The sequence below is a fragment of the Streptomyces sp. NBC_00289 genome, assembly GCF_041435115.1.
Lineage (GTDB): Bacteria > Actinomycetota > Actinomycetes > Streptomycetales > Streptomycetaceae > Streptomyces.
The window spans coordinates 5,805,053-5,825,880 of sequence record NZ_CP108046.1; the positions used below are offsets into that span (position 1 = coordinate 5,805,053).

General features: G+C 71.0%; 18 protein-coding genes. 6 read left to right on the plus strand and 12 right to left on the minus strand.

Annotation, left to right across the window (positions count from 1 at the left end; genetic code table 11):
• Positions 1–77: 77 nt before the first annotated feature.
• Entirely contained in the window at positions 78–1,562 is a 1,485-nt protein-coding gene (locus OG985_RS26320) for a hypothetical protein (protein WP_371670799.1), read from the minus strand.
• Complete coding sequence (locus OG985_RS26325; RefSeq protein WP_371670800.1) at positions 1,534–1,881, minus strand: hypothetical protein; 348 nt, start codon at positions 1,879–1,881, stop codon at positions 1,534–1,536. Before OG985_RS26325 ends, OG985_RS26320 begins: the two co-directional genes overlap by 29 nt.
• A gap of 203 nt (positions 1,882–2,084) precedes the next feature.
• Here OG985_RS26325 and OG985_RS26330 point away from each other — a divergent pair, with 203 nt between their 5' ends.
• The 4 genes from OG985_RS26330 (at position 2,085) to OG985_RS26345 (ending at position 6,585) form a co-directional block, all read left to right on the plus strand.
• On the plus strand, positions 2,085–2,846 hold the full coding sequence (locus OG985_RS26330) for a DeoR/GlpR family DNA-binding transcription regulator (RefSeq protein ID WP_371670801.1): 762 nt from the start codon (positions 2,085–2,087) through the stop codon (positions 2,844–2,846).
• On the plus strand, positions 2,843–3,790 hold the full coding sequence (gene pfkB, locus OG985_RS26335) for a 1-phosphofructokinase (RefSeq protein WP_371670802.1): 948 nt from the start codon (positions 2,843–2,845) through the stop codon (positions 3,788–3,790). The genes OG985_RS26330 and pfkB overlap by 4 nt, the downstream gene beginning before the upstream one ends.
• A gap of 241 nt (positions 3,791–4,031) precedes the next feature.
• On the plus strand, positions 4,032–6,215 hold the full coding sequence (locus OG985_RS26340) for a fructose-specific PTS transporter subunit EIIC (RefSeq protein WP_371670803.1): 2,184 nt from the start codon (positions 4,032–4,034) through the stop codon (positions 6,213–6,215).
• A gap of 112 nt (positions 6,216–6,327) precedes the next feature.
• Positions 6,328–6,585 (plus strand): hypothetical protein, encoded by a 258-nt coding sequence (locus tag OG985_RS26345; RefSeq protein WP_371670804.1) that lies wholly within the window; start codon positions 6,328–6,330, stop codon positions 6,583–6,585.
• Positions 6,586–6,661: 76 nt separating this feature from the next.
• Here the strand turns inward: OG985_RS26345 and OG985_RS26350 are convergent, their stop codons facing one another.
• The 4 genes from OG985_RS26350 to OG985_RS26365 all read right to left on the minus strand — a co-directional run bounded on the left by OG985_RS26350 (position 6,662) and on the right by OG985_RS26365 (position 11,399).
• On the minus strand, positions 6,662–7,408 hold the full coding sequence (locus OG985_RS26350; RefSeq protein ID WP_371670805.1) for a DUF6227 family protein: 747 nt from the start codon (positions 7,406–7,408) through the stop codon (positions 6,662–6,664).
• 197 nt (positions 7,409–7,605) lie between these two features.
• On the minus strand, positions 7,606–8,826 hold the full coding sequence (locus tag OG985_RS26355; protein ID WP_371670806.1) for an Ig-like domain-containing protein: 1,221 nt from the start codon (positions 8,824–8,826) through the stop codon (positions 7,606–7,608).
• Positions 8,827–9,072: 246 nt separating this feature from the next.
• A complete protein-coding gene (locus OG985_RS26360) occupies positions 9,073–10,101 on the minus strand; it encodes a P1 family peptidase (RefSeq protein WP_371670807.1) in 1,029 nt (342 codons plus the stop codon).
• Positions 10,102–10,187: 86 nt separating this feature from the next.
• Positions 10,188–11,399 (minus strand): low temperature requirement protein A, encoded by a 1,212-nt coding sequence (locus OG985_RS26365; RefSeq protein WP_371670808.1) that lies wholly within the window; start codon positions 11,397–11,399, stop codon positions 10,188–10,190.
• A gap of 62 nt (positions 11,400–11,461) precedes the next feature.
• Here OG985_RS26365 and OG985_RS26370 point away from each other — a divergent pair, with 62 nt between their 5' ends.
• Positions 11,462–11,644 (plus strand): hypothetical protein, encoded by a 183-nt coding sequence (locus OG985_RS26370; RefSeq protein ID WP_371670809.1) that lies wholly within the window; start codon positions 11,462–11,464, stop codon positions 11,642–11,644.
• A gap of 52 nt (positions 11,645–11,696) precedes the next feature.
• Here the strand turns inward: OG985_RS26370 and mscL are convergent, their stop codons facing one another.
• The 6 genes from mscL to OG985_RS26400 all read right to left on the minus strand — a co-directional run bounded on the left by mscL (position 11,697) and on the right by OG985_RS26400 (position 17,848).
• Positions 11,697–12,161, minus strand: coding sequence for a large conductance mechanosensitive channel protein MscL (gene mscL / locus OG985_RS26375; RefSeq protein WP_371670810.1), 465 nt, complete (start codon positions 12,159–12,161; stop codon positions 11,697–11,699).
• 138 nt (positions 12,162–12,299) lie between these two features.
• Positions 12,300–12,845: a hypothetical protein gene (locus OG985_RS26380; RefSeq protein ID WP_371670811.1), complete on the minus strand. Its 546-nt coding sequence runs from the start codon at positions 12,843–12,845 to the stop codon at positions 12,300–12,302.
• Positions 12,846–13,332: 487 nt separating this feature from the next.
• Complete coding sequence (locus tag OG985_RS26385; protein WP_371670812.1) at positions 13,333–14,166, minus strand: S-methyl-5'-thioadenosine phosphorylase; 834 nt, start codon at positions 14,164–14,166, stop codon at positions 13,333–13,335.
• 111 nt (positions 14,167–14,277) lie between these two features.
• Positions 14,278–14,625 carry an FmdB family zinc ribbon protein gene (locus OG985_RS26390; protein ID WP_371670813.1) on the minus strand — a complete coding sequence of 116 codons (348 nt, stop codon included), beginning with the start codon at positions 14,623–14,625 and terminating at the stop codon, positions 14,278–14,280.
• A gap of 67 nt (positions 14,626–14,692) precedes the next feature.
• Positions 14,693–15,955, minus strand: a complete 1,263-nt coding sequence (locus OG985_RS26395; RefSeq protein WP_371670814.1) for an MFS transporter — start codon at positions 15,953–15,955, stop codon at positions 14,693–14,695.
• 324 nt (positions 15,956–16,279) lie between these two features.
• On the minus strand, positions 16,280–17,848 hold the full coding sequence (locus tag OG985_RS26400) for a potassium/proton antiporter (protein ID WP_371670815.1): 1,569 nt from the start codon (positions 17,846–17,848) through the stop codon (positions 16,280–16,282).
• A 217-nt stretch (positions 17,849–18,065) separates the two neighbouring features.
• On the opposite strand from OG985_RS26400, the gene OG985_RS26405 reads away from it, so the two are divergent.
• A complete protein-coding gene (locus tag OG985_RS26405; RefSeq protein WP_371670816.1) occupies positions 18,066–20,825 on the plus strand; it encodes a penicillin acylase family protein in 2,760 nt (919 codons plus the stop codon).
• Positions 20,826–20,828 lie beyond the last annotated feature (3 nt).

A 20,828-nucleotide genomic window follows, 5' to 3' on the forward strand; every position in this document is an offset into this window, starting at 1 on the left:
CGTCCCCTCGGTTCGGTGGTGGTGGCGCGGTGGGCGGACGTGGGCCGGGTGCCTCGCACGCGCCGGCGGTTCGCGGGTCACCGCGCGTCCGGTAACACGGGTTTGCGGTCGGGGTCGTCCCACAGGACGGTGAGGTGCCTGCCCATGTGTGCCGCGTCCTGGCCGTCGGCGTCGATGGCAGCCTGACGGCGGTACGCGGCGACCTTGGCCGGAAACCGCTGCAGACCCTCGTCGAGCAGTGACCTCAGCACGTCCCGGAACTCCTGGGTGGAGCGGCTCGCCCGGTGCCAGATCACCACGGGCAGGCCGCTGCGCAGGGCCGCCTGCAGCTCCCGGCGCCCGTCCTCCCGGTCGGCCAGCGGGGGCTCGCTCAGCACCAGGGCGACGAAGTGCTCGTTGTCGCCGAGCCGGGCCTCCAGACCGCGCACATGGTCCCCGTTCCCGTGGGCCACGCTCATGTGCACCGACGCCGAAGCGTCCTCCCCGGCTTCGAGCTGCTCCCAGCGGTGGCGCCAGAACCGGTGCCAGGCACTGTTCCGCAGCCGGTCGAGGCTGCGGATGACGACGGGGTAGTCCACCGAGAGCGGCACGTGCGTCATCTCGCCGGCGTCCCTGGGCCACCAGTGCACGGGCAGGTTGAGCAGCTCGAAGGGGAGCACGAACTCCAGCCACAGATGGGCCGACCGGTCGCCGCCGACCCGCTCCACCTGCCGGATGATCGTGCTCACCGCGGGCTCCAGCCCCTCCGTCGACACCCGCACCGGCGCGCCCCCGTGCTCCCAGTGCAGGCCGCGCGCGTCGGACATGAAGGCGTGCGTGAGCGTGTAGAAACCGTTGTCCAGCGGGTCGGGCGTGATGTGGATGGCCAGGTACTCCTGGTGCCGCCGGGCGGGAACCGCCGCGGGCTGCGGCTCGGCCCGGTCGTGGTCCAGCCGTCCGGCCAGCTCGCACCGCAGGGCCCACTGGCGGTTGCGGGCCAGCACCTCGGCAGCGGTGCGGGCGTCCATCTGCGCGGTGCTCCGGTCGAGGTAACGCATCCACGGCGGCAGTCCGCCGGGTGCCGCGTTCTGTCCGGCCACATGGAGGAAGTCGTGCCAGGCGTTCCTGGCGTGCGGCGGCGGTGCGGGCAGCCGGGCGTCCGTGGCCGTCCGCACCAGCGCCACCCGCATCGCGTACGACATCGTCAGCGCCCCGAGGGCCGTGCCGAGGAACTCCCAGGAGCCGGTGACCTCGGGCAGACCGGCGAGCGAGTGCACGGCCGCCCACTCGTCGGCCAGCCGCTGCACCAAGGGCGCCTGCGGGCAGCCCTGTTCCAGCAACGGCAGCGTTCGCCCCAGCCCCGCCAGGCCGTCCTGCTCGGCGGCGCAGAACCGGAACAACTCCAGGAACTGGAGTCGTACGGTGCTCTGTTCCCGCAGCTCCGCCCGGCGGCCCAACGCCTCGCTGACCAGCTCCACGAGCAGCGCGCGGGCCTGCCGGTCCTGGAGGGTGAGTATGTCCAGGAGCGCGCCGACGGTCTCCTCGCGGATCCGCTCACGTATGCGCAGGACCGCCGGAGTCACCGGCCCGGTGTTCGGTGTCGTCAATGCCGCTGCCCCTCTCAGCCCGGAAACAGTGGAGATGCGGGAGGGGCGCCGGGGCTGCCGGGGTCGCCGGAGACGCTGGGGGCACCGCCGACGCCGGTGAGCGGGCGCCCGCGCGCGGCGCGGTGGGTTGCTCGCGTAAGGAGACGCGGTGCCCGAGCCCGTCTCCGGTCAGCTCGATCAGCAGGGCCCGTGCCCGCCGGTCCGGCACCGTCGGCGAGTCGAGCAGTGCCTCGACCACCCTCGTCTGCCAGTCGTGGTCCGGGCGGGCGGCGCGCTTCGAGTCGTCCGTGTCCACAACACCCCCCGAGAAGCTGTGTCCCGCAGTCCAGGATACGGACGCGGTGACACTGCGTCAGGGCTTCTGCGGGGTCCGTGTTCGATGCGAGTGCATGCCCGTTTGTGTCTGAGTTGCTTCCGAACCTGTTTACTTTGCGGAAATCCCGGCGTAGCCTCCAGGGCGAAACCACAGGTTCGGGCATTGGTCGGAGGCGAACGGGCATGTACGCACCGGAGCGGCAGCAGGAGATCCTCCGGCTCGCGCGTGACGGCGGGCGGGTGGACGTGGTGTCGCTGGCCGAGGAGTTCCAGGTCACCGCGGAGACGATCCGGCGGGATCTGAAGGCTCTCGACCGTGCCGGGCTGCTGCGCCGGGTGCACGGCGGTGCCATACCGGCCGGGCGCCTCGACTTCGAGCCGGACCTCGCCGAGCGCGAGTCGACCGCGGCCGACGAGAAGGACAGGATCGCGAAGGCGGCCCTCGCGGAACTGCCGGGCGAGGGCACGATGATCCTCGACGCCGGTACGACCGTCGCCCGCCTGGCCGGCGCGATCCCGCTGGAGGCGGCGCTCACCGTCGTCACGCACTCCCTTCCCATCGCGGCCCGCCTGGCGGACCACCCCGGCATGCAGCTCCATCTCGTCGGGGGGCGCGTCCGGCACCGTACGCGCGCCGCCGTGGACGCCTGGGCGCTGCGTGCGTACGACGAGATCCGGGCCGACGTCCTCTTCGTCGCGGCCAACGGATTCTCGGTCGACCGCGGTCTGACCACCCCCGACCTCGCCGAGGCCGCGGTGAAGCGGGCGGCGATGGCCGCGGCGCGCCGCGTGGTGCTGCTCGCCGACTCCGCCAAGCACGGGCAGGAGCACTTCGCCCGCTTCGGCGCCCTGAGCGACGTGGACCTGCTGATCACCGACAGCGGGCTGAGCCCCGAGGACGCCACCGCCATCGAGCGCGGCGGCACGGAAGTAGTGCGCGCATGATCCTCACCGTCACCCCGAACCCGTCCCTGGACCGTACGTACGAGGTTCCCTCGCTGGATCGTGGCGAGGTCATCCGCGCCACCGGTGAGCGCATGGATCCGGGTGGCAAGGGTGTCAACGTCTCGCGCGCCGTCGCGGCCGCCGGGCGGCGCACGGTCGCTGTTCTGCCCCTGGGTGGTGCGCCGGGCGCACTCGTCGCCGATCTGCTCGACGCCCAGGGCATCGAGGTCGCGCCGGTACCGGTGGCCGGAGCCACCCGCTCGAACATCGCGCTCGCGGAGGCGGACGGCGTACTGACGAAGATCAACGCGCCCGGCCCGGAACTGACGGCGGCCGAGCGGGAGTCGCTGCTGGAGACGGTGCGTCGGCAGTCGACGGGCGCCGACTGGATCGCGTGCTGCGGAAGCCTCCCACGGGGGCTCGCGCCCTCCTGGTACGCCGACTTGGTCGCGCGGGCGCACGCCGTCGGCGTACGGATCGCGCTGGACACCTCGGGGCCCGCGCTCCTGCAGGCCCTGCGGGAGCGGCCCGACGTGGTGAAGCCGAACGCCGAGGAACTCGCGGAGGCCGTCGGACGCCCCCTGGCCACGGTCGGAGACGCGGTCAAGGCGGCCGAGGAGTTGCGCGGGATGGGCGCACGCGCCGTGCTCGCGAGCCTCGGCGCCGACGGGCAGCTGCTCGTGGACGACGCGGGCGCCTGGTTCGGCAGCGCGCGGGTCGACGTCGTACGCAGCAATGTGGGCGCCGGAGACTCCTCCCTCGCCGGTTTCCTCATCGCCGGCGGCAGCGGGCCCGGGGCGCTCGCCTCGGCGGTCGCGCACGGTGCGGCGGCCGTGCGGCTGCCCGGAAGCGTGATGCCGGGGCCTGACGACCTGGACCCGGACGCGGTGACCGTCACGGCCGAGGTGCCGGTGGACCGCCTGCTGAAGGAGCCGGTGTCATGACGACGTACGCCGTGCGGGGCGAGGCCCCCACGCGGGGCGCCGGACCGGTCCTGGCGTGGCGAGGGACTTCGTTGTCCGTTCCGCCGCCACCTCCGCCGACTTCTCTCCTGAACACCCGACGCACCCCACGCAACACCCCACGCAACACCCCACGCACCTTCCTCACCACCTCTCTCCCCGTCCCCGTCACCACCCTCGCCCACCGCGCTTTTCGGGCGATACGCGTGCGAAGGAGCCCGCGATGAGCGACATGATCACCGCGGACCTGGTCGATCTCGACCTGTCCGCCGATACCAAGGAAGCGGCGGCGCGTGCCCTCGCCGAGCGCATGGTCGCCCTGGGCCGGGTGACCGACCTGGAGGGCTTCCTCGCCGACGTGGCCGCCCGCGAGGCCCAGATGCCGACCGGCCTCGACGGTGGCATCGGAATCCCGCACTGCCGCAGCGAGCACGTCACCGAGCCGACGCTCGGCTTCGGCCGCAGTGCCACCGGTATCGACTTCGGCGCGCCCGACGGGCCCGCCGACCTGATCTTCCTGATCGCCGCCCCGGCCGGCGCGGACGACGCCCACCTGACGATCCTGTCGTCACTGGCCCGACAGCTCATGAACGCCGAGTTCACCTCCGCGCTGCGGTCGGTGGACGACGCGGCGGGCGCGGTCGCACTCATCCGCGGGGACGAGCCCGCGGCGGACGGTGCGGCCGACGCGGAGGGTGCCGGTTCCGCGGATCAGGCGGGTTCCGCGGATCAGGCGGGTTCCGCGGGCCAGGCGGGTTCGGCGGATCAGGCGGGTTCCGCGGGTTCCGCGAGGTCCGCCGGTTCCGCCGGTTCCGCCGAAGACTCCGTGGCGGCGCCGGCGGCGGCCTCCGCCGGCGCCGCCACGGGTACCACCACAGCGGGCGGCGAGGGTGCCGGGAAGGACGAGCGGCCGTTCCGGATCGTCGCCGTCACCTCGTGTCCGACCGGCATCGCCCACACCTACATGGCGGCCGAGTCGCTGGAGAACGCGGGCCGCGAGACGGGCGTCGAGCTCGTCGTCGAGCCGCAGGGTTCGGCCGGCTTCACCCGGCTCGACGCGGCGGTCATCGCCGCCGCGGACGGCGTGATCTTCGCGCACGACGTGCCGGTACGGGAGAAGGAACGCTTCGCCGGCAAGCCGACCGTCGACGTCGGTGTGAAGGCGGGCATCAACCGGCCCGGCGAACTCATCACCGAGGTGCGCCAGAAGGCCGCGCGCGGCGAGGTCACGTCCGGCTCCGCGCCGTCGCCGGTCGAACGCGCCGGGGAATCCGGCGAGGGCTACGGCACCAAGCTGCGCAAGTGGCTGATGTCCGGCGTCAGTTACATGGTCCCGTTCGTCGCCGCGGGCGGTCTGCTCATCGCCCTCGGGTTCGCGATCGGCGGGTACAAGATCAACAAGGCGCCGTCGGTCATGGACCACTTCATGTGGATGCAGGCGGACAGCTGGGGCGCGCTGTTCTTCCAGATCGGCGGTGTGGCCTTCGGCTTCCTCGTCCCGGTGCTGGCCGGCTACATCGCGTACGGCATGGCCGACCGGCCCGGTCTCGTGCCCGGCTTCGTCGGCGGCGCGATCTCCCTCACCATCAACGCGGGCTTCCTCGGCGGCCTGGTGGCCGGTCTGATCGCCGGTGGTGTGGTGATCGGGATCCAGAAGGTCCGGATCCCGGCGGCGCTGCGCGGCATCATGCCGGTGGTGGTGATCCCGCTGATCTCCTCGGCGATCGTCGGATTCCTGATGTTCGTGGTGATCGGCAAACCCATCGCCTCGGCCCAGAAGGGCATGACCGACTGGCTGAACGGCCTCACCGGCACCAACGCCGTCCTGCTCGGCGCCCTCCTCGGCCTGATGATGTGCTTCGACCTCGGCGGTCCCGTCAACAAGGTCGCGTACACCTTCGCCACCGCCGGGATCGCTGTCGCCAGCCCCAGCGACTCCGCGATGAAGATCATGGCGGCCGTGATGGCGGCCGGCATGGTCCCGCCGCTGGCCATGGCCCTCGCGACGACGGTGCGCGGCCGGCTCTTCACCGAGACCGAGCGCGAGAACGGCAAGGCCGCCTGGGTGCTGGGCGCCTCCTTCATCTCGGAGGGCGCGATCCCGTTCGCCGCGGCGGACCCGCTGCGCGTCATCCCCTCGGCGATGGTCGGCGGCGCGATCACCGGTTCCCTGTCGATGGCCTTCGGCGCCACCCTGCGCGCTCCGCACGGCGGCATCTTCGTGGTCCCGCTGATCGGCAACCCGTTCCTCTACCTGGTCGCCATCGCGGCGGGGGTGTGCGCCACGACGGCCCTGGTGGTCGTCCTGAAGGGCCTGCGCAAGCCGGCCGGCGGGGCGACGGCCCCGGAAGCCGGTGAGGGCGCGGCGACTCCGGCGGCGGAGGCGAAGCAGCCGGTCGCGGCGTAGGCGACGCCGCCGTCCGCCTGCCCCTTTGGGGCGCTGTGGGGTGTTCACGGCACCTGCGAGATACGTCACGGTCCGGGGCCAAAGTCCCGGACCGTGGTGTCTACTGGAGCGCATGCCTGAGCACGTCTCCATCTACCAGTCGCTCGGTGTGAGCCTTCTGATCCTGGTGGCCCTCGCCTGGACCTTCGGGCTGGCTTACATGCTGCGCCGTGGCCGCTTCGAGGCCGCTGTGCGGCGCGCCGGCGGTCACACCCTGTCCGCCCTCCCGCATCAGCGGCAGGCCGGTCCCCACCGGGAGTACGTCGAGCTGACTCCTGCCGAGCAGGACGCGTTCGCCGGTCTGGTACGGCAACTCGGCGGCGGGCGCTGAGACAGGCACTGAGCCGGGTGCCGGGACGGCCGGTGTTCCGATCCGGTCGGCCGAGGCGCTCGGCAGTCCGAGGCGCTCACGAGACCTGTGCCGCGCGCCTCTCCATCGCCTCTCGGGCCGCGTCCTCGGACACGTAGACCTCGCACATGTGCCGCCCGTCGGGCGTCGCCGTGTGCTCGACCTCCCAGAGGGAGACCTCCTCGCCGTCGCGCAGCAGGAACGCGTGCTCGTAGAGCGAGAAGGACAGCGCGGCACGTCCCGCCCGGCACGGACGCCCGAACGCCTGGGTGATCTGGTGGGCGCACGCCGTACTCAGCAGCGCGGTCGTGTCCGCGTCCGGCCGGTCGTGGTTCTCCGCCCGGCGTAGGAGTCGGCGCGCGTGGTCCGCCGAGTCGTCCGGCACATACGCGTGCCGGGGCGTGAGCACCGGCGACAACTGCACCGTCACCGGCAGCTCGAAGTCCGGCGCGACCGACGGGAGCGGCAGCCGGGCGGTGGCGGCGCGCAGCTCCTCCTCGTCGACGTACACCTCGTGCTGCGGGGCGCTGCCCGGCGCGGTGTTGTGGACGAGCTCCCAGAGCGTGCACGCCGAGCCGTCGGCGAGCAGCCAGGTATGCCGGTACGTCTCACGATGCAGCCCCGCGCTGTGGTGCGCGGAGTGCAGGGAACTGTCGTGCGCGAGCGCGCAGTCCAGTCGGCGGATCGCCTCGTCGGGCAGCTCGAACGAGTTGAGGGCGCGACCCAGGAGTCGCGCGAGGTGCTCCTCCGGAGACTCCGGCGACTCGGGTGGTTCGTACGCTGCCGTCTCGTACGGAACGCTCAAGGTTTCTCCCGGCGTTGCTGCATGTCACCTTGTGGGTGCATACCGTAGCCCCTCGGTCGGACATCATGTCCGGGAACCGAGAAAACGTACGCCCGGAAAACTCCCGGGCCGCGGAGGAAGTTCCCACGCGGCCCGAGGGTGCGTCAAAAGATGCCGGTCAGAGGGCGCTTCCGCGCGTCAGATGGTCGGTGCCAGGATCAGGAGGCACTCCCCGCGAGCCACTCGCTCCACGACAGGTTCCGGCCGTTGAGGCCGTTGTCCGGCGCCACCTTCTTGTCGGGGGAGTTCTTGACGATCACGACATCCCCGACGAGCGACTTGTCGTAGAACCACTTGGCACTCGTGTCGCCCTGCGCGCCCTGTACGTCCTGGAGCCCGACGCAACCGTGGCTGGTGCCCTCGCGACCGAAGGGCGGATTGCCCTTGTTGTACCAGTAGTTGCCGTGGATGAAGGTCCCCGACGTGGTCAGGCGCATCGCGTGCGGTACGTCCGGGATGTCGTACGCGTTGGCGAGGTCGACCGTCCTGCTGTCCATCCGGAGCTGGGTGAACTTCTCGGAGATCACCATCTGCCCGTTGTACGTGGTGAACTGCGGGCTGCCCGCCGAGATCGGGACCGACTTGATGGTCTGCCCGTCCCGCACGACCGTCATGATCTGCGTGTCGACGTCGACCGTGGAGACCTGCGACCGCCCGATCGTGAAGGTGACCGTCTTCTTCTGGACCCCGTAGACGCCGTTCGCGCCCTCGACGCCGTCCAGGTCGATCTTCATGGTGACCTTGGAGCCGGCCTTCCAGTACTCCTCGGGCCGGAAGTCCAGGCGCTGCGCCCCGAACCAGTGCCCGGCCACCTTCTGCCCACTGCTGGAGGAGACCGTGATGTGCGACTGCACGGCCTTCTTGTCGCTGATCGCCTTGTCGAACTCGAACGACACCGGCATGCCGACGCCGACCGTGGTGCCGTTGTCCGGCGTGTACGTCCCGATGAAGCTGTTGCCCGAAGAGACGGTCGTGAAAGCGGAGTCGGCGGCGATCGTCTTGCCGTTCGCGCCCTTGGCGGTCGCCGATATCCGGTACTTCGTCCCGCGCTCCAGCTGCTCCTTCGGCTTCCAGGCGCTGCCGTTCGCCGACAACGAGCCCGGTACGTCCTGCCCCGTGGTCGCCACCGTCATCTGTACGTCGGTCAGCTTCCCGCCGCTGACCTTCACGTCGGTCGCGTTGATGGAGGCGCCGGTCGAACCGTCCTTCGCCGAGATGACGATCTTCGCGGTGCCCGTCCTGGCGGACGTGCCGCCGTTGCCCTTGCTGTCGTTGCTCGCGTTGGCGTCCCCACCGCAGCCGGTGAGGGTGAGGGTGCCGACCATCAGGGCGGCGAAGGCCCCCAGGATGCGCCGCGCTGCTATGTCCGGCGTTGTCACGGGCTGCTCCAGGTTCGTGTGATGTGGGTGATCCGCTCCAGTGCGTGGAGAAAGAGGGGCTCGGCGGTCGATCGGGTTCCCGCCGATCACGACGGACGCCATCACGTGACAGAACCAGGACAATGACCCGGCCCGCGGTCGCCGACGGCCGGTCGTCGACGGCCGATTGCCGACGGTCGATCGCCGAGGTCCGGTCGCCGACGGCCGATTGCCAAGGTCCGGTCGCCGACGGTCGGTCGCCTGCGGCTAGCGGCCCGCCGGGTACAACTCCTCGTACGACGGCCAGGATCCGGCCGGTCCGTCCACCGACTCGGCCGCACGTACGGCACGGACGATCGCGCGGGTGACCAGGTCCGCGCCCGCGGCGAGGATCTCGTTCAGGGCGAGGGGGTGTTCGGCGAGCGGACGTCCTCCCGTGGCGAGCGCGAAGACCGTGTCCCCGTCGTGGAGCAGGTGCACCGGCCGTACGGCGCGCGCGATACCGTCGTGCGCCGTGCCGGCCAGCTTCTGCGCCTGCGCCCTCGACAGGTCCGCGTCCGTGGCGACCACCGCCAGCGTCGTGTTCAGCGGAAGAGGCGCGCCCTTCGCCGCAGACTCCGCCAGGCGCCGACGCGCGGCCTTGTGCACGGCCGGCTCGGGGTAGGTGACGCGGCCCTCGAACAACTCCCCGTACAGGACGCCGGTTTCCGGGTCCGTCACCGATCCCGCCGCGTTGGCCACGACCAGCGCGGCCACGGTGATCCCCGAGTCGAGCACGGTGCTCGCGGTGCCGACTCCGCCCTTCATCGGGCCGACCGCGGCCCCCGTACCGGCGCCCACGCATCCCTCGCTCACGCGGGCGCCCGGCTCGCTCGCGGCGGCCGCCTCGACCGCGGCCCGGCCGGTGGCCGCGTCCGGCCTGGCCCTGAAGTCGCCGCCCCGCCCCAGATCGAAGACCGCGGCGGCGGGCACCACGGGCACGACCTGCGCCGGATCCGGCCCGACAGGTACGCCGCGCCCCTGCTCCTCCAGCCAGGCCATCACCCCGGACGCCGCGTCGAGCCCGTACGCGCTGCCACCGGTCAGGACGATCGCGTCGATCCTCTGCACGAGGTTGCGGGTGTCCAGGGCGTCGGTCTCCTTGGTGCCGGGGCCTCCGCCGCGCACGTCCACCGCGACCACGGACCCGCCCGGCGGAGCGAGGACGACCGTGGTGCCGGTGAGCCAACCGTCGCCGGTGCGCGTCGCGTGCCCGACCCGTACACCGGTGACGTCCGTCAATGCGTCGACTGTCATGGGGCCAGTGTCGTCCAGCGGCCGGCGCGGACCGCGGCGGCCGGACCGACTCACCTTTTCCCCCTCCTCTCCTTACTCCTCCTGCTTCAGTCCGCCCGGCCGGCCATGCGGGAGCTCAGCGTCTCGCCGGCCGTCACCGCCGCCGCCGACACCAGGCCCGCGGCGAGCACCGACCAGTCGCCCAGGAAGGTGCAGCAGATCACCAGCAGGGCCGCGGTCGGCAGCACCAGTTGCTGGGCCGGGCCCACCTTGAAGTGACGCGAGTGCAGCGCCCAGACGGTGAGCAGGTACAGGGCGGTCGGCAGGGTCACCGCGGACGAGGCGGCCAGGGTGGAGATGTGGGCCTTGTCGACGGCCTGCTCGACCGCCACCTCGAGGCCCGCGCCGATCGCCGCGGCCGAGGCGAAGACCAGGTAGTGGCCGTAGCCCCACAGGAACGCGTCCCTGCTGGAGCGCAGATGACCGTGGATGGGTACCACGAAGTAGATCCACCAGGCGGCGAAGATGATCAGCAGCCCACCCGCGGCGATCGGCAGCAGTTCGCCCAGCGCGTCGTTGTCGTCCACGCCCGTTTTCACGGCGACGGTGGCCGCGGCGATCGTCTCGCCGAGCACGATGATCGTGAAGAGTCCGTACCGTTCGGAGATGTGGTGCGGATGCCAGGAGGTCGAGAAGTCCTTCTCCGCGTACAGCGGCACGCACATCTCGAGCACCGCCATCACCAGGAACGTCCACGGCCGCGCGCTCTCGGGCAGGAACAGCAGCCCCGTCCAGCCGACTTGGCAGAGCAGTACGCCACCCGCGTACCGCAGGGCCGTCGTTCGCTCCGTGCCCTCCGCGGAGCGTGCCGCGCGCAGCCACTGCGCCGACATGGCGAGCCGCATGATCAGGTAGCCGAGCACGACGACGAGGTAGTCGTGATCCGTGAAGGCCTGGGAGATCCCGGCCGCGAGGACCAGGACGCCGGCGATCTGGACCAGGGTGACGACCCGGTAGAGCACGTCGTCGTTGTCGTACGCCGAGGCGAACCAGGTGAAGTTCATCCACGCCCACCAGATGGCGAAGAAGATCATCGCGTAGTCGAGGATCCCCTGGCCCGCGTGCCCCTCGGCGACGGCGTGCACCAACTGGACGCCCGCCTGCGCGATGGCCACGACGAAACACAGGTCGAAGAAGAGTTCCAGCGGTGAGGCGACCCGGTGCGCCTCCTGACGGCCGCGCGCCGTGAGTCTGCGCAGAGGAGGGCGGCCTGCGGGCGCGCCCGGAGGCTTGGGCGGGGGAGTGGGACTGGAGGTCATGGGGCCAAGCACAGCAGATGGACCGGACGGGTTCCGCAGGGACGTCCACGTACCCTGGACGCATGAGTACCGCCCCCGACCCCGAGCCGCGCGAGCCCAAGGCCGAGTTGGTCTTCGACGATCCGTTGGACCAGCAGTCCTCGGACGACACGGACCGTGGGTGGGGCGAGCGGCCCGGCACCACCGGTGACAGCGCGGCCGACCTGCGGCGCTTCCTCGACGAGAAGCCGCCCCACCACATCTGAGCCTCGCGGACCAGGCCGGCCCACGCCCGCCGGGTTGCGCGCAGCGCGCCTGTCAGGGCTCGTTGTGCCCCGAGCCGCGCTGCTGCCGGGCGATCAGCGCGTCGCGGATCTCCTTGAGCACCTCCAGCTCCGTCACCTCGATGACCTCGCGGGTGCCCTCCTTCGCCTTCCTGCGGGCCTCCAGCCGGGCCAGGTACTTCGCCATGGGCAGGACCATCAGGAAGTAGACGACGGCCGCGGTGATCACGAAGGTGAGGGTGGCGCCGAGCACCGAGCCCCACAGGAGCCGGATGCCCTCGTCGCCCTTGCACGTCGCACTCAGGCACGAGCTGTAACTGTCGAGGTTCTGCGTGCCGATCGCTCCGACCAGCGGGTTGATCAGGCCCTTCACCACCGAGTTGACGATGTTGGTGAAGGCGGCGCCGATCACCACCGCCACCGCCAGATCGACGACGTTCCCGCGCATCAGGAAGGCCTTGAAGCCCTGCCAGACGCTCGGTTCCTTCTTCGCGCTCACCCCGGGGCCTCTCGTCGGATACACAGCTTGTGGAACAAACAGCTCCGCAACCTACGTCAGGGCGGGGCGGCCCTGTCCAATCGCACCCCTCCAATGAGGGACTTGACCAGTTTTCGCGCACGGTGTGTGAGAGCCAGCTCAGCACAGCGTCACCGCCAACCGTGCCGTGGCGCTCGCCCCCGCGAGACGCGTCGCGGTGGAACGCGGCACCGAGAGCACCACCAGCGCTCCGCCGTCGCTCGCGTCGTCCAGCGGCTCGGGCACCTTCGTCACCCGCGCCCCGCGCGCGACCAGGCGGGCCTCGCCGCCCGCCACGGGTTCCTCGGCGGCGATGACGTCCACCCGGTCGCCGGGACGCAACAGCCGGACCGTGGCGCCGTCGGCGATCCGCACCGGCGCGGCCACCATCTGGACGGCGCGGTGTTCCCGTACCGGCTCGGCCGCCGGATGCCCGCGGGCCCGGTCGGGGTGTCCAGGGCCGGCCGCCACCAGCGCGGCCGCGGTCACCGCGAGCCCGGCCGCCACGGCCCGCCTCCGGTGCCGTGCGAGCCGACGCAGCTGGTACCGCCCGCCGCGCACGCGGACCGGAGCGAAGTACGGTACCTCGCAGGTGGGGGGAGCATCCGTGCCGAGCGGGCGCGGCGGCAGCGAGGGGAACGGAGGGGACGAGGGTGTGAAGGGCACGGGACCACCACCTGGGACGAGGGATCGGCTTGCCCTGCCACGATGAGGCTTCGTGCCGCCGCCCGTCGGAGCCGGTGGACAACCGGCCGGTTGTGGACAACGCCCTCACCCGAACGAGACGCTCCGCAGCGGTAGGCGGTAGGCGGTAGGCGGTAGGCGGTAGGCGGTAGGCGGTAGCGGTACGCGACACCGGCAGGCGGCCCGCGGCCTTCGGCACCGCACCGGCCTTCGGCACCGCACCGGCCTTCGGCACCGCACCGGCCGGCCTTCGGCACCGGCACCGGCCTCCGGCACAGGCACCGCACCGGCCTCCGGCACCGGCCCAGCCTCGCGTGCCGGCCGGCACCGGCCCGCCCGACAACGCACGCACCGCAGCGCCACGCCACCGCAGCGCCACGCCACCACAACCGCCACGCCACCACAACCGCCACGCCACCACAACCGCCACGCCGCCACAACCGCTACGGATGCCACACCACCACAACCACTACGGCAGCTCGAACCCCGGATCCATCCCGCCCAGCGCCGACGTGCACAGGCAGTCCCGCTCCTCGTTCGAGGGCAGTGCGGCCACCGCGTCGAACAGCACGCCCCGGAGCCGGTCGACGTTCGCCGCGAACACCCGCAGCACCTCGTCGTGGGAGACGCCCTCGCCGGTCTCCGCGCCGGCGTCGAGGTCGGTGACCAGGGTCAGCGAGGAGTAGCAGAGTTCGAGTTCACGCGCGAGCGTCGCCTCGGGGTGGCCCGTCATCCCCACCACGGACCAGCCCTGCGCCTGGTGCCACAACGATTCGGCGCGGGTCGAGAAGCGCGGCCCCTCGACCACGACCAGCGTGCCGCCGTCCACCGGTTCCCAGTCCCGGCCGCGCGCCGCCTTCAGCGAGGCCGCGCGCCCGACCGGGCAGTAGGGGTCGGCCAGGGACACGTGCACCACGTTCGGCACCGTGCCGTCGGGCAGCGGCAGCCCGTCGAAGTACGACTGCGCCCGGGACTTCGTGCGGTCGACCATCTGGTCCGGCACCAGCAGGGTGCCCGGCCCGTACTCGGGGCGCAGACCGCCCACCGCGCACGGGCCGAGGACCTGGCGCGCGCCGACCGAGCGCAGCGCCCACAGGTTCGCGCGGTAGTTGATGCGGTGCGGCGGCAGGTGGTGCCCGCGCCCGTGGCGGGGCAGGAAGGCGACCCGGCGGCCGGCGATCTCGCCGAGGAAGAGGGAGTCACTGGGCGGTCCGTAGGGGGTGTCCACCTGGACCTCGGTCACCTCGTCGAGGAACGAGTAGAAGCCGGAGCCGCCGATTACACCGATCTCTGCGTTCGCCATGACCAGCACATTAGCGGGCGCCGCACCGGGACCCACCAGGGGCCCGGAAACGCCGAAAGCCCTGCCGTCGTACGACGGCAGGGTCTCCGCGATCCGTTCGGGGAGCCGGTGTTACGCGGCGGAGCTGCTGCTGGACGAGCTGCCGGTGCTCGACGACTTCGACTTCGACTTCGAGTCCGAGGACGCCGACGAGGTCGAGGACGACTTCGACTCCGAGGACGACGACTTCGCGTCGGAGGACGTCGACTTCGAGGCCGACGCCGGCGCGCTGCTCGACGAGGAGCCGCGGCTGTCGTTGCGGTAGAAGCCGGAGCCCTTGAAGACAATGCCGACCGCGGAGAACACCTTCTTCAGGCGGCCACCGCAATTGGGGCACTCGGTCAGGGCGTCGTCGGTGAACTTCTGCACCGCCTCGAGGCCCTCGCCGCATTCGGTGCACTGGTACTGATAGGTGGGCACTGTCTTCCTCCTGGCACTCTCACTCGATGAGTGCTAACGACGGTCCATAGTGACGTATTCCCGAGGATCAGTCCACTGTCACCGGCACGCGGTGACCGACGCCACGTGCGACGGTACGGCTGCGGGGCGGTGCCGCCAGTCGTGAGCGCAGGGCCACCAGGGTGGCCAGGGCGAGCAGTGTGCCACCCATCGGGACCAGGAATCCGGCGCCGCCCCAGAAGCGGTCCTCGAGCTGTCCGGCGATCGTGACGGCGGCCGCCTGGCCGAGGGCCACCGCGCCGGTCAGCCAGGTGAACGCCTCGGTGCGGGCGCCGGCCGGAACCAGGCTGTCGACCAGCGTGTAGCCGGTGATCAGGGTGGGCGCGATGGACATGCCGACGAGGAGCCCGAGGCCGGCCAGCACCGGCACCGAGTGCGCGGCCCACAGGCCGGAGGCGGTCAGTGCGAGGGCGGCGTACCCGACGAGGAGGCGCTGTCGGGGGGCGGCCTTCCACGCGACGGCGCCGCAGACCACACCGGACAGCATGTTGCCCGCGGCGAAGACGCCGTACAGGACACCGTTCAGGCCGGGCTCGCCGATCGACTCGGTGAACGCGGCGAGCGAGACCTGCATGCCGCCGAACACGGACCCGATGCCCAGGAAGGTGACGATCAGCACGCGCACGCCGGGCACGCGCAGAGCGGAAGCGTGCCGCACGCGTGCGTGCCCCGCCGTGGCGATGGTGGGCTGCGTGCTCTTCTGCGCGGCGAACAGCAGTCCGCCGACGAGCGTCAGGGACGCCTCCGTCAGCAGGCCGGCGGCCGGGTGGAGGGTTGTGCACAGGGCCGTGGCCAGCAGGGGGCCGAAGACGAAGGTCAGCTCGTCCGTGACGGACTCGAAGGCCGCCGCGGTGGTCTGCAGCGGCGAGCCCTGGAGCCGTACGCCCCAGCGGGCACGCACCATGGGGCCGATCTGGGGCACCGAGGCGCCCGTGGGCACGGCCGCGGCGAACAGCGCCCACAGCGGGGCGTGCGCCAGCGCGAGAGCGGTCAGGGCCAGGCCGGACAAGGTGTGCACCAGTACGCCGGGGAGCAGTACCGCGCGCTGCCCGTAGCGGTCCGCGAGGCGGCCGCTGTAGGGGGCGAACAGCGCCATGGAGACGCCGGTGACGGCCGCCGCGGCGCCCGCCGCGCCGTACGAGCCGGTGGTGTGCCGCACCAGCAGCACGATGGAGATGGTGAGCATCGCGAACGGCTGGCGCGCGGCGAAGCCGGGGAGCAGGAACGTCCAGACGCCGCGGGTGCGCAGCAACTGTCCGTAGCCAGGGCGGGAGGTGACCGTGGATGCCACGGCCCGTGCCTTTCTGCCGCCTGGTAGCGCGCCTGTGCGGGGGCGCCGAGAGCTGTCCTCTTGCGCGGACTGCGGTAGATGCCGGTGCCCACTGCGGAGTGCGTCTCGGCCGCCATACGGTCGCGCCAGCTCTGCGTCAGGCAGAGTTGGTTCGATCAGAATGCGCCTTCATCATACAGTGACCAACGGCCTGTGATCCTGTGAAAACGAGCACTATGGGCTCGTTCACCTGCGATTGCCGTGGGTGTGAACTGTAGGAAACACATCCTTAACGGTGCGGCGGCGGTGTCGGACGCGAAAGCGTCGGACGCGGCGGCCCTGCCGTCAGTGTCCCGTCCCCTGCGCGCCCGGCTCGCCCGTGTCGCCCAGCCAGCCGGCCAGCTTGCCGCCGTGGCCCACCGCGCGCAGGCGTCGCTCCGCGGCGTCGCGGACGGGGTCGGTGGCGACCACGAGCAGCTCGTCCCCGCGGCGCAGCACCGTCGCCGGCAGCGGGACAAACGATTTTCCGTCGCGTACGACGAGGGTGACCGCGGCCCCGGCCGGCAGCCGCAGCTCGTTGACCTCGACGCCGTGCATCTTCGAGGCCTCGGGGATCGCGACGGACAGCAGATGGCCGCGCAGCCGTTCCAGGGGCGCCGACTCGATGCCGAGGTCGGCCGCCTCGGGGTCCCCGCCCAGGCGCAGCTTGCGGGCGAGCCACGGCAGCGTCGGACCCTGGACCAGGGTGTAGACGACGACCAGGACGAAGACGATGTTGAAGATGCGGCGGCTGGCGTCGACGCCCTGCACCATCGGGATGGTGGCCAGGATGATGGGTACGGCGCCGCGCAGCCCGGCCCAGGACATGAGGGCCTGCTCCTGCCACGGCACCCGGAACGGCGTCAGGCACAGCACGATGCTCAGCGGACGCGCCACCATCGTCAGCACCAGCCCGATGAGCAGCGCGGGCCACACGTCGTCGCCCAGCTCGTGCGGGGTGACCAGGAGGCCGAGCAGCACGAACATGCCGATCTGGGCGATCCAGCCGAGTCCGTCGGCGAACCCTCGGGTGGCCGGCCAGTGGGGGAGTTTCGCGTTGCCCATGACCATCGAGGCGAGGTAGACGGCCAGGAATCCGCTGCCGTGGGCGAGGGCGCCCGCCGCGTACGCCGTGACCGCGATGGCCATCACGGCGATCGGATAGAGGCCGGAAGCCGGCAGGGCCACATGCCTGAGTCCCCAGGAGCCCAGCCAGCCCACCGCGAGTCCCAGGGCCGCGCCGATCGCGAGTTCCAGGGCTATCTCGCCGACGAGCACGTACCAGTGCTCGACCGGGCCGGCCGTGGAGAAGGCGACCACCAGGATGACCACGGGAGCGTCGTTGAAGCCGGACTCGGCCTCCAGCATGCCCGTCACGCGCGCGGGGAGGGGGATTTTCCGCAGCACGGAGAACACCGCCGCAGCGTCCGTCGAGGACACCACCGCCCCGATGATGAGCGCCTGCCGCCACTCGAGGTCGATCAGGTAGTGCGCGGCCGTCGCGGTGACCCCGACGCTCACCGCGACCCCGGCCAGCGCCAGCGCCGTCGCGGCGGGCAGGGCCGGCCGGATCTCCTTCCACTTCGTGCCGAGGCCGCCCTCGGCCAGGATCACGACGAGGGCCGCGTATCCGATGACCTGGGTCAGTTCGGCGTTGTCGAAGTGGATGTCGCCCACGCCGTCCTGGCCCATGGCGATGCCGATGCCCAGGTAGACGAGCAGGCTGGGGAGCCCGCTGCGCGAGGAGATCCGGACCGCTGCCACGGCGACGAGCAGGACGAGCGAGCAGACGAGCAGAAGCTGGTTGAGGTGCTGGACAGTCAGCGGCCGTTCCCTTCCCTGGCCCCCGCGCTGCGCGCGAGAGCTCACGTACATCCGACACGAAGCCGAGGGGCTTCGCACCCAAGTACTTCGTTACCTTACCTAACTCTTGACGATTTCTTGACACTTCTCGGCGCAAGATCGAACGCCCGTCCGTGCCGGTTCCCTACTCCGCGTCAAGTCGCGCCGAGCCCTGCGCCTATGGTTGCTCCAGCGCTCAGTCAAAAGCACAGCCCGCCCTGCCGCTCGCGTTAGGACAGCAAGGACAGCGATGCCCCCCAACACCACCGCCTCATCGGGTCAGCAGCCCGGCAAGTCCGGCAGGAAGAAGGGGCGCAAAGCCCGATTGTTCGTCCTTGTCCTCGTACTGGCCATCATCGGCGGCCTGGCCTTCGGCGCGTACTGGTCCATCAGTACCGTTCGCGCATCGTTCCCGCAGACCAAGGGTTCGATAACGCTGGAGGGCCTGTCGGGGCCCGTGGACGTCAAGCGCGACGGCTACGGCATCCCGCAGATCTACGCCTCCTCCGACGCGGACCTGTTCATGGCGCAGGGCTACGTCCAGGCGCAGGACCGGTTCTACGAGATGGACGTCCGCCGGCACATGACCTCCGGGCGCCTGTCGGAGATGTTCGGCAAGGGCCAGGTCAAGAACGACGAGTTCCTGCGCACTCTCGGCTGGGACCGGGTCGCCGAGCAGGAGTACGACACCACCCTGTCGGCCGCCACCAAGAAGTACCTCCAGGCGTACGCCAAGGGAGTCAACGCCTACCTGAAGGGCAAGGGCGGCAAGGACATCTCCCTGGAGTACGCCGCCCTCGGGTTCACCAACGACTACACGCCCCAGCAGTGGACCCCGGTCGACTCGGTGTCCTGGCTGAAGGCGATGGCCTGGGACCTGCGCGGCAACATGCAGGACGAGATCGACCGGGCGCTGATGACCAGCCGTCTGGGCCCCAAGCAGATCGCCGACCTGTACCCGCAGTACCCGTACAGCCGCAACGCCGCGATCGTCCAGGAGGGCCAGTACGACGCGCTCACCGGGACGTTCCAGCAGAACGGCGCCACGTCGACCGGAGAGACCTCCACGACCGGCTCGACGGGCACCGCCACGGGCTCCGGCGCGTCGGCCCTGCAGAGCCAGCTGTCCGGCCTCTACGACGTCCTGGACAACGTCCCCGCGGCCGTCGGAGTGAACGGCAACGGCATCGGCTCGAACTCCTGGGTCGTCGCCGGCAAGTACACGATCACCGGAAAGCCGCTGCTGGCCAACGACCCGCACCTGTCGGCCTCGCTGCCGTCCGTCTGGTACCAGATGGGCCTGCACTGCCGCACGGTCTCCAGCAAGTGCCAGTACGACGTCACCGGCTACACCTTCGCGGGGATGCCGGGTGTGGTCATCGGCCACAACCAGAACATCGCCTGGGGCATGACGAACTCCGGGGTCGACGTCACCGACCTCTACCTGGAGAAGCTCAGCGGCGAGGGTTACCTGTACGACGGCAAGGTGAAGCCGTTCACCTCGCGCGAGGAGACCATCAAGGTCGCCGGCGGGGAGTCCAAGAAGATCGTCGTCCGTACGACCAACAACGGGCCCCTGCTGTCCGACCGTGACGACGAGCTCGTGAAGGTCGGCAAGAAGGCCACCGTCGACACCGCGGCGCCCGACCGCGGCGACGGCTACGGCATCGCGCTGAAGTGGACCGCCCTGGAGGCGGGCACCTCCATGGACGCCGTCTTCGCGATGGACAAGGCGGCCGACTGGAGCGACTTCCGGGCTGCCGCCCAGCTGTTCGACGTGCCCTCGCAGAACCTGGTCTACGCGGACACCGAGAACCACATCGGGTACACGCTGCCCGGCCGGATCCCCACGCGTGCCAAGGGCGTCGACGGCTCGATCCCGGCGCCGGGCTGGGACTCCAAGTACGCCTGGACCGGCTACATCGACCAGGACGCCCTGCCCTACGAGTTCGACCCGAAGCGCGGCTACGTCGTCACCGCCAACCAGGCCGTGGTCGACAAGGACAAGTACCCGTACACGCTCACCACCGACTGGGGTTACGGCACCCGCAGCCAGCGCATCACCGACCTGATCAAGCAGAAGATCGACGGCGGCGGCAAGATCTCCACCGACGACATGCGGCAGATGCAGCTCGACAACAGCAGCGAGATCGCCAAGCTGCTCGTGCCCAAGCTGCTGAAGATCGACATCGCCGACAAGGACGTCCGTGAGGCGCAGAAGCTCCTCGAGGGCTGGGACTACACCCAGGACCCCGACTCGGCGGCGGCCGCGTACTTCAACTCGGTCTGGCGCAACATCCTCAAGCTCGCCTTCGGCAACAAGCTGCCCAAGGAACTGCGGGTCAAGAGCCAGTGCCTGTGGGTCGACCCGGTCAACACCACCGGCCCCGTGGACGACACCCAGAAGGTCCGCGAGTGCGGCCAGCGCGACGCCGACCAGGCGCAGCCGGACGGCGGCGACCGCTGGTTCGAGGTCGTGCGCAAGCTGTTGGACGACGAGAACAGCGACTGGTGGACGACGCCCGAGGCGGGGGCCCGCGACGGAGCGGACCACAACCGCGACGACCTGTTCAAGCGCGCCCTGATCGACGCCCGCTGGGAGCTGACCGCCAAGCTGGGCAAGGACATCGACACCTGGAGCTGGGGCCGGCTGCACCGCCTGTTCCTGAAGAACCAGACCCTGGGCACCGACGGCCCCTCCTTCCTGAAGTACATCCTCAACCGCGGTCCGTGGAACCTCGGCGGCGGCGAGGCCGCGGTCAACGCGACCGGCTGGAACGCGGCAGGCGGCTACGGCGTCGTATGGGTGCCGTCGATGCGGATGGTGGTCAACCTCGACGACCTCGACAAGTCGAAGTGGATCAACCTCACCGGCGCGTCCGGGCACGCATTCAGCGCCCACTACACCGACCAGACCGGCAAGTGGGTCAAGGGCGAACTGCTGGACTGGTCCTTCTCGGACAAGGCCGTCGAGGACAGCACGAGCGACTCGCTGGTCCTGAAGCCGTGAGCC

What these genes read in the sequence shown, in the direction of transcription:
- OG985_RS26345 (WP_371670804.1), top strand. Translation starts at nt 6,328, where the DNA reads ATGCCTGAGCACGTCTCCATCTACCAGTCGCTCGGTGTGAGCCTTCTG.
- OG985_RS26365 (WP_371670808.1), bottom strand. Translation starts at nt 11,399, where the DNA reads ATGACCTCCAGTCCCACTCCCCCGCCCAAGCCTCCGGGCGCGCCCGCA.
- pfkB (WP_371670802.1), top strand. Translation starts at nt 2,843, where the DNA reads ATGATCCTCACCGTCACCCCGAACCCGTCCCTGGACCGTACGTACGAG.
- OG985_RS26340 (WP_371670803.1), top strand. Translation starts at nt 4,032, where the DNA reads ATGAGCGACATGATCACCGCGGACCTGGTCGATCTCGACCTGTCCGCC.
- OG985_RS26360 (WP_371670807.1), bottom strand. Translation starts at nt 10,101, where the DNA reads ATGACAGTCGACGCATTGACGGACGTCACCGGTGTACGGGTCGGGCAC.
- OG985_RS26405 (WP_371670816.1), top strand. Translation starts at nt 18,066, where the DNA reads ATGCCCCCCAACACCACCGCCTCATCGGGTCAGCAGCCCGGCAAGTCC.
- OG985_RS26400 (WP_371670815.1), bottom strand. Translation starts at nt 17,848, where the DNA reads ATGTACGTGAGCTCTCGCGCGCAGCGCGGGGGCCAGGGAAGGGAACGG.
- OG985_RS26330 (WP_371670801.1), top strand. Translation starts at nt 2,085, where the DNA reads ATGTACGCACCGGAGCGGCAGCAGGAGATCCTCCGGCTCGCGCGTGAC.
- OG985_RS26370 (WP_371670809.1), top strand. Translation starts at nt 11,462, where the DNA reads ATGAGTACCGCCCCCGACCCCGAGCCGCGCGAGCCCAAGGCCGAGTTG.
- OG985_RS26385 (WP_371670812.1), bottom strand. Translation starts at nt 14,166, where the DNA reads ATGGCGAACGCAGAGATCGGTGTAATCGGCGGCTCCGGCTTCTACTCG.